17 protein-coding genes are annotated in these 13,755 nt (G+C 60.2%); 13 read left to right on the forward strand and 4 right to left on the reverse strand.

The features are described 5' to 3' along the window. Positions 1 to 52: 52 nt before the first annotated feature. The 4 genes from NSND_RS16875 (at position 53) to NSND_RS16890 (ending at position 2,715) form a co-directional block, all read left to right on the forward strand. Entirely contained in the window at positions 53 to 823 is a 771-nt protein-coding gene (locus tag NSND_RS16875; RefSeq protein WP_080880102.1) for a CBS domain-containing protein, read from the forward strand. Between the two features lie 160 nt (positions 824 to 983). After that, positions 984 to 1,343, forward strand: coding sequence for a hypothetical protein (locus NSND_RS16880; protein ID WP_080880103.1), 360 nt, complete (start codon positions 984 to 986; stop codon positions 1,341 to 1,343). 323 nt (positions 1,344 to 1,666) lie between these two features. Further along, a complete protein-coding gene (locus tag NSND_RS16885; protein ID WP_080880104.1) occupies positions 1,667 to 2,242 on the forward strand; it encodes an AAA family ATPase in 576 nt (191 codons plus the stop codon). A 23-nt stretch (positions 2,243 to 2,265) separates the two neighbouring features. Further along, positions 2,266 to 2,715 carry a DUF5069 domain-containing protein gene (locus NSND_RS16890; protein WP_080880105.1) on the forward strand — a complete coding sequence of 150 codons (450 nt, stop codon included), beginning with the start codon at positions 2,266 to 2,268 and terminating at the stop codon, positions 2,713 to 2,715. Between the two features lie 37 nt (positions 2,716 to 2,752). Here the strand turns inward: NSND_RS16890 and NSND_RS16895 are convergent, their stop codons facing one another. Next, entirely contained in the window at positions 2,753 to 3,058 is a 306-nt protein-coding gene (locus NSND_RS16895) for a GIY-YIG nuclease family protein (RefSeq protein ID WP_235000287.1), read from the reverse strand. A 431-nt stretch (positions 3,059 to 3,489) separates the two neighbouring features. Here NSND_RS16895 and NSND_RS16905 point away from each other — a divergent pair, with 431 nt between their 5' ends. Continuing rightward, positions 3,490 to 3,822, forward strand: a complete 333-nt coding sequence (locus NSND_RS16905; protein ID WP_080880108.1) for a hypothetical protein — start codon at positions 3,490 to 3,492, stop codon at positions 3,820 to 3,822. A gap of 67 nt (positions 3,823 to 3,889) precedes the next feature. Then, entirely contained in the window at positions 3,890 to 4,393 is a 504-nt protein-coding gene (locus tag NSND_RS16910) for a gluconokinase (protein WP_080880109.1), read from the forward strand. An 84-nt stretch (positions 4,394 to 4,477) separates the two neighbouring features. Here the strand turns inward: NSND_RS16910 and NSND_RS16915 are convergent, their stop codons facing one another. Further along, complete coding sequence (locus NSND_RS16915; RefSeq protein ID WP_080880110.1) at positions 4,478 to 4,837, reverse strand: nuclear transport factor 2 family protein; 360 nt, start codon at positions 4,835 to 4,837, stop codon at positions 4,478 to 4,480. A 132-nt stretch (positions 4,838 to 4,969) separates the two neighbouring features. Here NSND_RS16915 and NSND_RS16920 point away from each other — a divergent pair, with 132 nt between their 5' ends. Continuing rightward, positions 4,970 to 5,443: a DUF2127 domain-containing protein gene (locus NSND_RS16920; RefSeq protein WP_159450848.1), complete on the forward strand. Its 474-nt coding sequence runs from the start codon at positions 4,970 to 4,972 to the stop codon at positions 5,441 to 5,443. Positions 5,444 to 5,555: 112 nt separating this feature from the next. After that, entirely contained in the window at positions 5,556 to 5,948 is a 393-nt protein-coding gene (locus tag NSND_RS16925; protein WP_080880112.1) for a hypothetical protein, read from the forward strand. 228 nt (positions 5,949 to 6,176) lie between these two features. Here the strand turns inward: NSND_RS16925 and NSND_RS16930 are convergent, their stop codons facing one another. Next, positions 6,177 to 6,992, reverse strand: coding sequence for a c-type cytochrome (locus tag NSND_RS16930; RefSeq protein ID WP_080880113.1), 816 nt, complete (start codon positions 6,990 to 6,992; stop codon positions 6,177 to 6,179). Positions 6,993 to 7,157: 165 nt separating this feature from the next. Between NSND_RS16930 and NSND_RS16935 the strand changes: the two genes are divergently transcribed. The 3 genes from NSND_RS16935 to NSND_RS16945 all read left to right on the forward strand — a co-directional run bounded on the left by NSND_RS16935 (position 7,158) and on the right by NSND_RS16945 (position 9,644). Further along, positions 7,158 to 7,889 (forward strand): Crp/Fnr family transcriptional regulator, encoded by a 732-nt coding sequence (locus NSND_RS16935; protein WP_159450849.1) that lies wholly within the window; start codon positions 7,158 to 7,160, stop codon positions 7,887 to 7,889. 133 nt (positions 7,890 to 8,022) lie between these two features. Continuing rightward, positions 8,023 to 8,676 carry a hypothetical protein gene (locus NSND_RS16940; RefSeq protein ID WP_080880115.1) on the forward strand — a complete coding sequence of 218 codons (654 nt, stop codon included), beginning with the start codon at positions 8,023 to 8,025 and terminating at the stop codon, positions 8,674 to 8,676. Positions 8,677 to 9,059: 383 nt separating this feature from the next. Next, entirely contained in the window at positions 9,060 to 9,644 is a 585-nt protein-coding gene (locus NSND_RS16945) for an outer membrane beta-barrel protein (RefSeq protein ID WP_080880116.1), read from the forward strand. A 311-nt stretch (positions 9,645 to 9,955) separates the two neighbouring features. Here NSND_RS16945 and NSND_RS16950 read toward each other — a convergent pair whose 3' ends face one another. Continuing rightward, the gene (locus tag NSND_RS16950; protein WP_235000288.1) at positions 9,956 to 10,357 is read right to left on the reverse strand and encodes a CBS domain-containing protein; all 402 of its coding nucleotides are present in this window, start codon (positions 10,355 to 10,357) and stop codon (positions 9,956 to 9,958) included. 556 nt (positions 10,358 to 10,913) lie between these two features. On the opposite strand from NSND_RS16950, the gene NSND_RS16960 reads away from it, so the two are divergent. Next, a complete protein-coding gene (locus NSND_RS16960; protein WP_080880119.1) occupies positions 10,914 to 11,597 on the forward strand; it encodes an inorganic pyrophosphatase in 684 nt (227 codons plus the stop codon). A gap of 29 nt (positions 11,598 to 11,626) precedes the next feature. Further along, a complete protein-coding gene (locus NSND_RS16965; protein WP_080880120.1) occupies positions 11,627 to 13,357 on the forward strand; it encodes a DEAD/DEAH box helicase in 1,731 nt (576 codons plus the stop codon). The last annotated feature ends 398 nt before the right edge of the window (positions 13,358 to 13,755 follow it).

The raw sequence follows: 13,755 nt of genomic DNA on the forward strand, positions 1-13,755 counted from the left end.
CCTGTTCCGGAGGGGTAAGATCGGTCATCCCGCCATACAGAGAGGAGGTGCCATGTCTACGACACGCGCGACTCCCAAACGAGCCCGGATCTCCCTCGACCGCAGCATCGAGCGTTTACGCAAGCAGTTGGCCGATCTGGCCGCCTATCTTGGCAGGGGCCTTCCCACCCGCAGCCTGGAAGAGTTCGATCAGGACACCGAAAACCTCATTGCCGAATTGCTCGGGGATACCTCCGAGCTGCTTGAGGCGTATGAATATGCCGAGTTCGGCGAAGCGGCCGGCTTGGTGAATCTGACAGATGAAGCACCGGAAAGCGCCGGTGTGGAGAGTCAGCGACAGCGCCTCTTGCAACGCAGTCGGGTGCTGGAAAGTTGCATTGCCGAACTCGAAGCCCGACGCGCTGCCGAACCGAAACAGTCACAAGCCAGCCGGCAGACCCTCATCGGTCCTCAGGTCGCCGAGCATATGTCGTCCGAGATCCGTAGCCTGTCCCAGGATGCCAGCCTCAAGGACGCTGGTCAGGCCATGGAGAAATGGAAACTGGGCTCGCTGTTGCTGACCGACAAGCAGGCCTATGTCGGGTTCATCACCGATTCAGACCTCGCCCGCGCAGTGGTCGCCAGGGGGGTGGATCCTGCGACGGGGGTCAACGTGTATATGCGAAGGCCGGTGGTGTCGATCGCCGGCGACCGTCCGATCATCGAGGCGGTGCGCATGATGAAGGATCAGGCCACGCGGCATCTGGCGGTCACGCAGGATGGCTCGATTATCGGCGTGATTTCTGTGTCCAACATTCTGCGGTACTACTCGGGCGTGGTGTAGCCGGACAGTGTGACCATCACGGGATGGTCAAAAAGGCTGTCAGCAAGGCCGCAGCGAGTGAGGGGCCGAGGCGTACCCTCAAGGGTACGTTGAGGGTCCGAGCGATGCGAGAACGCAGCTGGCGGGCTTTTTCAACATCCCAGGCAAAAGGAGGCGGGATATGGGCCCGACGAAAGCAATCGTTCAAGGACAGTCGCTCCACGAAGCCGTGAGCGGCAAACTGATACGGGACGGATTTACGAGCCAGCAGGCGATGGAAGATTACGTGCGGCAGCACTATATCGTCATGCCGGTACGCGACAATGCCGGACAGCCCTGGCAGTTGGACGGGAAACCGGTCTACTGTCTGCACGGTGTGCAATACGAAACGGTCGATGACCAGAAGGTGCATCTTTCCCGATGCCCGGATTGCGGCGGCATGGGGATCAGGGCGGATGAACTCACGGTCGATTCCGACTGTATTCGCTGCACCGCCTGTGGCCATGAGTTTGATGCGCGGTTGGAGATGATGGAGACATAGGAGAGGGGCCTGCCTGCTCAGTGTCTTTTGCTCGCGCAACGCGCGGCCTTAGAAGGCCCTCGTTGGACGCGCGCAGTGAGACACCGAGCAGGCAGGCCCCAGACAGAAAAGAGAGGGCTATCAGCGATACGCTCTTATTCCCCGCGAGATACGTTTCACGTCTTACGTGTGACGCTTCACGCTCGACGCTTCGCGATTGATCTGCCTTCCGGAGGAGTAAGAAGAAATTCAGCGACAGGAATGAGAACCGGTTATACTCAGCGCCTGCTCCTCATAAGAGGAGGCCACGTGGGTCATACTAGAATCGGAAAGGGACGAAGGACATGGCAGGTGCAACGGTGACTCGGCCACGCAAGAAGGCTCCGCAGCAGAACAAGAAGGCGCCTGCGAGAAAACCCAAGAAGGCTCGTGTGCAGGAGCCGTCCGGTGCGGTGATCGTGCTGTCCGGAGCCACGCCGCTTCGCCGGCAGAAGGCCGCGGAGGTATTGGCCGAAGAACTGCAATTGGACCTGGCCAGCGTGGATTTGTCGGCGGTGGTGAGCAAACACGCCGGCGAAACTGAAAAAAATGTCAATCGCGTGTTCGACATGGCAAACCGCCATGGGTCGATTCTTTTTTTCGATGAGGCCGACGCGCTCTTTGGCAAGCGCACCCAGGTGCATGGCGCGCACGATCGGTACGTAAATGCCGAGGTATCCCATCTGATTCAGTGCATCGAAGACCACCAGGGCCTTGTCATCCTGACGAGTAACGGAAAGAGCCGCATTGAAGAAGCCTTCTCGCCCGAGAAGCCGGTGATTGTGCTGGGCGGAGCCTCAAAGAAAAAGACCGCAACCAAGCCAAAGCCGGCGGCTAAGTCCGCACCCATGCCCAAGAAGAAGGTGGCAAAGAAGGCGTGAGCAGGGGCACGGTGTCTGCAGGGATGGTACTCCCATTGCGATCACCGCGTGAGGGGCTTGGGGGTTACGTCATCCTCCCTCGGCTTATCGATAAGGTGCGGCTCCATGCGTTGGGCGCGTTGCCATCGGACTATGTGCGGAATTTATTGAAGCCAGGGCTTACCCTTGATGGCAGGTTCCTGAAATTCACCGGACTCGCTGCCGACGCGCTGCAAGGCGCAATATTGTCATCGCCAACAGACGAACTCGTCTTGGCGTGGGTCGATCAACATGCGGCAAACCATTCAGATGCCGAGAAACAGGCATGGTCAGAGAAGGCGGCTGCTTTTCGTCCGGATCCTCGCGTGGCTAAATTTTTGATGGCGAGCCTCCCTGCTCTCGCAGCCAGCTTGGATATCACTGCTTATACCCTCTTTGATTTGATTGATATGGACGAAGGGCGCCTACCGATTCCGCCGAATCCGGCGACCTGAAGTGGGCGGACCGGTCAGAGTTGGCCGCCTCGCTTCATCACGGTAGGGATGCAATGAGGGCCATTTTCGTGGCCCGATCCAGTGACTTGATGGCGGCTTCGCGTTGTAAGGCGGCTCCCTTGCTGTCGAGTGATTCGATATACCGGACCGTGAACGGTCCGCGGCGTTTCGTGTATTTTGCCCCCTTCCCGGTCGCATGCGCCTTCATGCGCCGTTCCAAATCATTCGTGATCCCGGTGTAGAGACTGCCGTCGATACACTCCAGGATGTAGACAATCCAGATCATGTGGTGTGACGCCGGGGTCTCCGTGCCCAGGGAAGGTCCTTCGCCTGGCTGGCTCATGATAGCGAAAAAGATCCGGCGTGGCGACTATTTGGGGAAAGCGTGGGGGAAGTCGAGCACCAGTCTTGAAAGGATGGCCGCCAAGACGAGGGCTGAGGCCAGTGCCACGATCAGGAACTTGCGGTCTTTGCGCACCGAATCGTGGAATCGATATCTGCTGGATCTGTGTAGAGACTGACTTGCCACGCGGCCGTACCTCTGGAGTCTATGAAATGGCCCGTGCACTATGCCTGGCTGATGCATAGGCTGGAATAGGGGTTTTCCTGAAAGGCTCTGGAATTATTACTGTCTCGAAGTTATTCGGTCCTGTTCACTGTTCTGCATACTCGTCCGATGAGTCCCCGGTATCGAGCTGAGTTCCTGCCGATGTGGCCCTGATTGACAGCTCAGTCGGCGGCCACGTAGCGTACCCATTCATGTCTGAGGCAACGATGATCGATCGAGAACTCGCCGCCGCTGAAGTTGCGTGGACACAAGGCAATGCAGGCAAGGCGCGGGTCTGCGCGCGGCGGGCTGTGGCGCTGGCCGCCGCAGCCTGGTGGGCGCGCTCTGGCCGCTCACTCCGGCACGGTGATGCCCTGGAGCATTTGCGCCGGATTCAGCAGCAGGAGGCCTTCCCATCGCCTGTCCAACAGGCGGCGGAGCGATTGACCACCGCCGTAACCAAGCGGCATGACGCGCCCTTTACGAGTGATCCGATCGGGGACGCCCGGTTGATTGTGGGCTACCTTGCCGCGGCTACAACGGACCGGCGGCTTGCTTGACGGTTGGCCCCGGCGGGTGGAACAGCGCCTATCTCGTCCAGCCGCAGGTCGAACGAAGTGGAGGGTTGTGGTCATTCTGGTCATGGGCGTATCGGGAGCGGGGAAGACGACGATCGGCCGTCGCTTGGCGGACGAATTGGGCTGGCAGTTTTCCGACGGCGATGACTTCCATCCGGCAGCGAATCTCGAGAAGATGCGGAATGGCCATGCGCTGACGGATGTTGATCGTCAGCCCTGGCTGGAGCGGATGCATGCTGCGATCGTCGATCGGATCAGTCGGAACCAGCCGGCGGTGCTTGCCTGTTCCGTCTTGAAGGCGAGTTACCGCGCGATCGTGGAGGAGGGCTGTCGCGCACATTTGCGACTGGTCTACCTGAAAGGTAGCTTCGATTTATTCCATCAACGCCTGATCCACCGCCGGGATCATTTCATGCCCCGGGAATTGTTGGCCAGTCAGTTTGCCGTCCTTGAAGAGCCGGCCGATGCCCTGGTGATCGACGCGGCTCTCCCGCCGAACGAGATCATCCGGCAGATCCGTCTCGGTATTCCGGTTGACGCGGCGAAACACTGAGGACGGATCAGGCTGCGAGGCCGGAAATCATGTGTCCCGTTCCGACAACGCGATCGTGGCGTTTCCTTTTCCATCCAGTCCCGATTATTCCTTGACGTAGTGGACGCGCACCGTGTGAATCTGACCCTCTCCATTGATGATCATCATCTCCGCAGCCAGCAATCCCGTGACGCTCCGATAATACAGTAACAGACTGTCAACGCCGATCAGGGTGCGGATCAGCTCGAAGTGCAGGTCCGGGTAGGCTTGGAGCCCCTTCCGAAAATAGGCGCTCAATGCTTCTCGGCCGCAGATGGTGCCGGACGCTTCCCCGGATAGCGCGGATACAAACGGACTGGTAAACTCCACATCCGGCGCATAGTGTCTCAGGATGGCGTCCGGATCGTGCCGGTTCCAGGCGTCGATCCAGGCCTGGGCCAGGCGGGTGGCCTGCTGTTCGTTCATGACGGTCAGACCTTTCGTCAATGGGTGATGGGCCTAGCCTAGGCGCGGCCGGTTCGATGATCAAGAGTCTGTTGAGGTTCGCATAACGATGATGCAGAACGATCCGATTGAGCCAGGATGGCCGGGCAAGACATGATGCCATTCATGACGCCGCCCTCGCCCCGAGGCGGCTTGGCGTTGATCGCAGTATTCAAACTGCTCAAGGGCGTGGTGCTGTTGCTGGTCGGCGCCGCTCTGCTCCGATTGGTAGATCCTGAGATCGCCACGTTCCTGGCTCCGGCTATGGATCTCTTGCATCTCCACGGCCATTCCCGCCTGGTCCACTCCCTTCTGCTCACGGTCTCCGCCTTGTCATCCCACAGCGTCTTTTTGATGGCCTATGCCAGCCTGCTCTACTCCGTCTTTTTGCTCATCGAAGGCTGCGGCCTGTGGCTCGAAGCGTCGTGGGCCGGATACATGGCCGTCATCTCCACCAGTGTATTTCTGCCCGTCGAATTCTACGACGTGCTGAGGCAGATCTCGGTCGTGCATGTGACCATGCTCCTTTTCAATGTCGCCATCGTGGGGTATCTGGTCGCGCAACTGGAGCGACGGTCGTTGCGGTAAGACCGAAGCCTCGTTCCAGGTTGATGCGAGCCCCGGTGACCGTCCAGGGGAATGCCTAGCTGCCGACCTGCTCGAAGGGAGGTACAAAAGAATCAAACCGGGAGGAGACGTCATGACTGAAGTCAATTCCATGTATCGTGCGCAGACGCGGAGTGATGACCTGAAGGCCCAGATCGAAAAGCTCGAAGGCCTCGCCCACCATACGGCCGTGAACCCCACGTTCGAGCGGTTCGATGCGGAAACGGAAGACATCCTCATGAAAATATATGGCGAGAACCATAAGTACGTGGAATCGTATAAGTACGCCACGGTGGGGGAAGCCGAAGCGCTGGTGAATCTGCCCGAATCAGCCCAGGAACCGCAGACGCGAGATATTCCGAAGAAGGGGCTGCAGCAACGCCGGCAGGTGTTGCAGAGCATTCTGACCGATCTGCAGGGACTCGAAGTGCAAGAAGCCGAATTGCTCACCGGAGAAGATCGCGAAGATCCTCCCGGTCCCAGCTGATCTCACCGTGCATCGCAGCTGTCCAGGCATGGAGGTGGTGGCCGCCGTTCCGTTTATATCCAATGCGGTCGCTGCCTCCGCGAGCCGGTCTCTACCCTATCTTCTCGTGGGCGCTTCTCTTCTGGTATTCCATCTTCATATCCCGCGATTCGCGCGAGTTAAATTGACGAGGGAATAGCCAGGCCCAGTCCCGTCCCCTCTACATCGGCGCGATGCAAGGAAGGGGAACTACCGGCCTGTTTCACGAAGGGTGGCGAGGTACGCGACGAGGTCGCGGATATCTTCGTCCCGGAGGAGTGTCTTTGGATACATGGCTGTGCCAGGGTGGCCGCGCTTGATTGAGCGGTAGCGGTCCTCGTCGTTCTGCGATTTCAGCGTGGCGGAATCCCGGAGGTTCGCGGGCGGCGCCGGAAGCGCGTCAAGCCGTTTGATCAGGTCGGCAGACATCGGCGGTCTTCGATTCAAATGTCCTTCGATTCCATGGCAGATCGCGCATCCACCGAGTTCATGATAGAGCTGCCGTCCGCTTTTGGCATCACCCCGCAGCGAGGTATCGGGTTCGGGTAGGCCGGCGGGTGGCGGCACCGTGCCGCGAATTGAGGCCAGGTAGGGGAGCAGCGCAAGAATCTCTTCGTCGGAGAGGGCTTCCTTCGAGAGCGGGTACATGGCGGTGCGGAGATGCCCGTGCCGGATGACCTCGAACCGTTGTTTGTCGGTGGTGAGGGTGAGCGTGGCCGCCTGTCGCAGGTCGGGTGGCGCAGGCGAGAGATGTTCGACATTGTCGCGGATGTTCTTGCTCAGTTGCGGGGGCAACCGGTCTCTGTAGCCGTCGATGCCATGGCAGGTGGAGCAGAGGCCTTTGCCGTTGAAGATGGCCCGGCCTTGCTCAGCATCCGCCGGTCCGTTGCCCGGCTTGGTCTGTGACGGCGATCCTGCCCAGAGAAGTGAAGCGGCAATCAATGAGGTCGCGAGGCAGACGATCCCGATGAGGGCAATTCCGGGGCGGCCCCTTCGAGTCGGGCGCTGATGGGAGGATGTCGGCATGGTCAGTGTCTCGGTAGCCTGCCTGTCGGACCTGTTTCACTCCATCATAATCGAGGAAGGAGGTGCAGTGCCATGCCTGATTATGGAGCAGAGTCATGCTGCCCCCTGCGGGGGTCTGGTCACGCGCTTCAGGATGCCGGTACAATGCGCAGCAGTGAGGGACACATGATGTACACGGCGATGAATATGACAGACCACCGTCAATGCGTAGCCCTGTCTGGCTGTTTTCGCGGCAAGCTGTGCGACCAGCTCATGCACAGACCCGGCCGTTCTGTGGGCAAGGGGGAACTCGTCTACGGCCTCGGCGATTCCGCGCAGAGCGTCTTCTTTCTTCGGCGGGGATTCGTCAAGTTGACCTCTCTGACCGAGGATGGCCGTGAATTAATTTTGCGCCTGCATCAAGCCGGGGAAGTGTTCGGCGAGCTCTGCCATTGTACCGGGGAACGCCGCGAACAGGCCGTGGCGATGGAAGACAGCGAGATCGTCGAACTGAACTTCGATGAATTTGTGGCTCATCTGCAGAACAATCGTCCAGCCTTCCTGCTGTTTCTCTCCAACGTCGCGCAGCAGCTGTCGGCGGCCTACGATCAGATTCAGACCCTCTCGTTCAGCAGCACCATGGAGCGCCTGGTGCGGACGCTGGGCCGGTTGGCCGATGAATTCGGCGAGCCGGACGGCGAATGGGTGCGGCTCACGCATTATTTCCGGCAGGACGATCTGGCGCAGATGATCGGCGCGCGCCGGGAAGTGGTCTCGACCCTCTTGAACCAGTTGCGCGACCGGGGCCTGATCAATTACGCGCGGAAAGACGGGCTGCTGCTGCATCGTGCCGGGCTCGAGGGATTTCTGGGTACCGCCGAAAAGTCTCCTGCCAATCTCAGCGATTCCGGCTTCTAAGACCACGTTTCTCCCCGCAATGTTATCCCGCTAACTTACAGAACTGCTCCCGTTCTCTATCCTTGCCGCTCGATGCTACCGCCGGTGTCGGTTGATCCGGCGCGCCATTACTATTTTCTAAAGGAGAGTTGCCATGCAGAAGCTGGTTCGAGTGTTGCCTGTGTTGATGTTGACTCTATCCCCGATTGCCTGTGCCCATTCGGCTGATTCGCCTGCAACAGCGGTGTCCCCGTCGGCGACGGCGTACCCGGCCAAGGTGGCGGAGACTAAGGCCGTGCTTCGGGATCTCTGGCTGGGCCATATCCTCTCGATTCGCAATGTCGCTGTCGCGACGATGGATAAGAATGCGTCTGCGCGGAGCGCGGCCGAAGCGGGTGTGGTTGCCAATGCCGAGCAGATTGCGCGGTCCATCGAGCCGTTTTACGGCAAGGCCGCGTCCGATAAACTCTTTACCTTGTTGGCCGGTCACTACGGCGCCATTCGCGATCATCTGGATGCGACAGTGGCAGGGGCGGCGAGCCGGCAGGAGGCGGCCGTGAAGGCCCTCACCGCGAATGCGGCAGAGATTTCGACGTTTCTCAGCGGCGCCAACCCGAATTTGCCGAAGGATACGTTGATGGGACTGCTCATGGCCCATGCCGCGCATCACCTGACGCAGTTTCAGCAGTTGAAAGACGGAGACTACATACATGAGGCGGAGACCTGGACGGGTATGAAGCAACACATCTACGTGGTGTCCGATGCGCTGGCGCAGGCGTTAGCGGCGCAATTCCCTGCGAAGTTCTAGGAGGACTATTCGCGCATTGACTGTGTCTCGTTTCTGATTATTTTCGGAGGCCGGATTCAGGCAGCCAGGAGCGGAGACCCCGCCACCTGGCTGCCCTCCTCGACGTGACTTCCTCACGCCGGTCGATCTCGTTCGGCCCTCTCCCTTCCGGCCCTCCGCTTCTGCTCGCTCAGGGCGGGAGATCGTTCCGGTACAACTGCTCAATACTACGTACTAGTGGTTTTCTCTGCGCCTCCTATTTGAGCGGTCATTCCGTCTCAGTTTGCGACAACAATTGGAACCATTCTGTTTCGCCGGAACCGCACGCTTTTTCTTGAAAACGCAACGGCCACTTGCCTAGAGTGCATCGCTTGAAGATGGTTTCATTATCATAGGAGGACGGTATGCGCAGGAATCGTGAGCAGTATGTGTTCGGTGGGGCCATGGTGCTGGCCCTGGTGATCAGTCTTGCCCCTGCTTTCTCTCAGGCTGCCGAGTGGGTGCACGAGGGGATGGCCGAAGAAGGGAAGTTCACGGCAGGTTTTCGTGTAGGGCCGAGCTTCACCACGCAAAGTGCCGGTGTGTCGACGGCCGGTCCGGCGCTGAACTTTCAAGGCATGTACGGACTGAACAAATGGTTCCGTCTCGGGATGATGCTGGAGTGGGAAAGTCACGGGATCGATGGGCCTCGAAGCGGCTCCGTCGATACCATTACGCTGCTTCCGGTGAACCTGGAGTATCGCCCGGGGCATTTCGGTAATTTCATCCCGTACTTCACCACCGGTCTGGGGGTGAACATCAATACGAAGGATGTGAAAGATACGTTCGCCTGGCGGATCGGCGGCGGTATCGACTATGCCTTGACCAATCTGGTTCAGGGCGCGCCGAAGGGCCTGATGTTGAATATGGAAGCGGCCTGGAAGCGTAACCATCCCGACAGTGACGGGTCCACCATGGGCCTGCTCTTCGGTGTACGCCATACCTTCTAATCCCGACTTCAAACGTTCCAACGAGCCCCCGAACGGGAATGGCGCCATACCTGGGCAGTCAGTAGCGGTTCTGCCGTTGCTGGCTGCTCCTTCAGCCCCTTATTTGAGCGCTCACCTCTGCCAGGCCTGCAGGCCTCCGATGACCGTGCCCACTCTCTGCTGAAATTGCTGCTGATCATCTGAGGGGCGCGAGAAGAGCTCCGGAGGGTTGTGCCTTGTTCTGCGTGAACGGGAGGGCTGAGCGGTGAGCCATTCAAGCGGTCATTGTGGGTGGTCGCGTGGAACGTGGCATGACTGGAATCTCCTCGCGATCAGCCGCCGGCGGGCGTATGCCGAAGATATTCGTGGAGGAGATCCCGCCAGGTGATGATGCCTTCGAGAAGTCCCGCCGTTGTGACAACGGGGAGGCAGGACACGCGATGCTCAAGCAGCAGTTGTGCCGCTGCCTCCACGGTCGTGTCGGCTGCGACCGTGATCAGCTTCCGGCTCATGATTTGATGGGCGCGTTTGTTGAGCGTCGCCCGGTCGCGATCGGTTTCGGACAGTGTCCCGATGTGTGGACTCACAGCCTTTAGCAGGTCGCGATCTGAAATGATGCCGAGTAGCGTAGGGCCCTGGACGACCAGCAGGTGGTGAAAATGATGTTCATTGAAGAGCTCTCGCGCTCGAGCGAGGGAATCGTCCATGGTGACGGTGACGGCTCGTGTCGACATGATGGCACGAACTGTCGGCTGTGCGATGGTGTCGGAGGGGACGACCGGGGGAGGCATTTTCGCGGAATCATTAAGACCTGATTGGGACATGGACGGTCCTCATGGGCAGGAATTGGAACGCGCGTGTCGTTCTGCCTTCCCGCTCTGCTTCCCTTATCGGCGGGCGGGAGACCATTCTTGAGAGTTTGGCGCGACTTGCGCGCGGGGCTGGAAGGCCGGATCGAATGGCCGATTGCGAATGGATGTTGTGCGGGACGGTCTCGCCCGGGCGTCCAGTTTCTCGTTCGGCTGAGGTGTTTCTGCTCGTCATGTGTATCCGCAGGGCGGGAGTTCCTGATGGTTCGGCTTGATGGCGAAGTCGGTCTGTCGTCGGCGCGGGAGCCGACCACAGACTCCCTGCTGTTTCATTCGGCCCCGATGTGTTATAAGCTGTCTGTTTCTCTCGCCGATCAATCATGGTTCAGTGCAGTGGTTCGTAGAATCAATCCAGACCTTCGGGGATCGCACGATCGTCAGACCGTCAGTTCCGGGGGCTTCACAGGGGGAATGAATTAGGATGAGCAAGAAGGAAATCGATGCAGCGCGGCGACTGATGAGCCTGATGTTCAAGGCGCATCCGTGGCACGGAGTGTCCATGGGCGACCATGCGCCTGACTTGGTGACGGCCTATATCGAAATTGTGCCGACCGATACGGTCAAATATGAGGTGGACAAGGCCAGCGGGTTTCTCAAGGTCGACCGTCCGCAGCGATTTTCCAACTACTGCCCGTCCTATTACGGGCTGATTCCGCAAACCTATTGCGGCGAGCGGGTAGCGGAACTGTTCGGCGCGCGGGCGGGCCGGCCGGACATGATCGGAGACGGCGATCCGCTCGATATCTGCGTGTTGACCGAGAAGACGATTCCGCACAGCGATATTCTGTTGACGGCTCGGCCCATCGGCGGATTCAGCATGGCAGACGGCGGCGAGGCAGACGACAAGATCATCGCGGTCATGCGGGACGACGCCGTCTACGGGTCGTTTACCGATCTCAAAGAATGTCCGGCGGCACTCCTGGATCGGCTCCACCATTATTTTCTGACCTACAAGCACGCGCCGGGATCGACGCAGCACAAGGTCGAGATCACGAGCATCTACGGCCGCGATGAGGCCATGAAAGTCATTCACGCCAGTCACGACGACTACAAACAGAAATTCCCCGAGTTAGAATTCATGTGGCCCGCCAGCATGAACAGCTAGTACTACCAAGAAAGGTTTATCCCCCCCTGATGAAACACACCACGACGCATTCGCAGACAGAGCCGACGGCCAAGGGATTCTCTCCCGGTTTTGCCGCGCTCGGATTAGAAGCCTCGCTGTTGACCACCCTGGAAGCCTTGGGCTACGAAGAGCCCACCCCGATTCAGCGCGAAGCCATCCCTCCGCTTCTGGAGGGACGCGACCTGCTGGGGCAGGCCGCCACGGGAACCGGAAAGACAGCGGCGTTTGCGTTGCCGCTCCTGCAGCGGATCGCCCATGGGCCACGGCAGCGGCCCACGGCATTGGTGCTGGTACCGACCAGGGAACTCGCCGTGCAGGTGAGTGAGGCGGTGCAGCGGTACGGGAAGGAGCTGCGGATCGGGGTGCTCGCCCTGTACGGCGGTCAGGCGATGGGACCGCAACTGCAGGCGCTCCGGCGCGGGGTTGAAGTCATCGTGGCGACGCCGGGCCGGGCCTTGGATCACCTCCGCCGCAAGACCTTGAAGCTGGCCGATCTCCAAGTGGTGGTGCTCGATGAGGCGGACGAAATGCTCGACATGGGCTTCGCCGACGACCTCGATGCCATTCTCGAACAAACTCCGGCCAGCAAGCAGACCGCGTTGTTCTCGGCGACAATGCCGCCGCGGATTGCGTCCATCGCCCGCCGGCATTTGAAGAATCCGGTGGATGTGACGATCGCCCGTGAGCCGGTGAAGGCAGGCGCCGCGCCGCGCGTGCAGCAGACCGCCTATGTGGTGGCGCGACAGCATAAGGTGTCCGCGCTGGCCCGCGTGTTGGATATTGCGACGCCCAAATCGGCACTCGTGTTTTGCCGGACGCGGTTGGAAGTGGATGAAGTGACGGCGGCGCTGAACGGTCGGGGTTATCGTGCCGAGGCCATTCATGGCGGCATGAGCCAGGTGCAGCGGGATCGCGTGATGCAGGCGTTTCGCTCAGGACAAACCGAACTCCTCGTGGCGACCGACGTGGCCGCGCGCGGGTTGGATATTCCATCCGTCTCCCACGTGATTAATTACGACCTGCCCTCGTCGTTGGAAGTCTATGTCCATCGGATCGGGCGAACGGGCCGGGCGGGGCGCGAAGGCGCGGCGATGACTATCATCGAGCCGCGTGAACAGCGGTTGTTGCGCGCGGTCGAACAGCATACCAAAGCGAAAATTACGGTCGCTGCTGTGCCATCCCTGGGTGATCTGTTGGCCAAACGGCTGGAGCGGACCAAGGCCTCCATTCAAGAAACCTTGGAGGCCGGCGAGCTCGAAGATTTTCGTCGTGTCGTGGAAGCGCTGTCGGCGTCGGCAGAGCCGGCGGATATCGCGGCGGCGGCCATCAAGCTGGTCTACCGGTCCCATGGCGGTGAACGGGCGGAAGAAGAAATCCCGGCAGTCTCGACCAGGGCGCCGGAGCCCTACCGGCCGTCGCGTTCTTCGTACGGTTCGGCTCCTCAGCCCGGGGATCGCGCGCGTGCGCCCCGCGGTGGTCCGAGTCGCGGTGGTCGGGCAGCCGGAACCGTGCGGGTCTATGTCGGGGCGGGGCGGGCGGCAGGTATCAGGCCTGGCGATCTCGTCGGTGCCATCGCCAATGAAGCGGGCGTGCCGTCGCGTATGATCGGGGCGATCGAAGTCGAGGAACGATTTTCCCTGGTGGATGTGCAGGAAGAGGCGGCCCGGCAGATTATCGAGGCCCTGGGGCGGACGCGCATCAAGGGGCAAAAAGTCGCCGTGAGATTGTTCAGAGATTGAGCAACGAGGCGGGCCGGCCGTTGACGGACGTCACGGCCGGCTCACCGCGTGATCCTCCGGAGTGTGTCTTCCGTCAACCGTTCCCACCGTCGAGTCCGGCCGGTCTATCCCCCCGCGCAGGCTGAGCCATCACCACCGTTTCGGCCCGGCATCTTCCTTCTTGGCCCTTGTTGCCTGACCGGTTTTGCGATACCATCCCGCACAGACATGATGCGTCTCACCCATACCGTGCCGGCCGCCTCGCGATCGTGAGGGTGTGCCGGCAGAGTGTGCGTCACACCTCATTATCAGATCAGTTCCAGGCAGACAGTCTCTGTGGTGCCTCGCACCGGCGAGCCATTACGGAACGGGACTGGCGGCGTCTGACATTTGGTGGCGATCCAGGGGGATGGCGCTGG

The organism is Nitrospira sp. ND1 (genome assembly GCF_900170025.1).
In the GTDB taxonomy this organism is placed as follows: domain Bacteria; phylum Nitrospirota; class Nitrospiria; order Nitrospirales; family Nitrospiraceae; genus Nitrospira_A.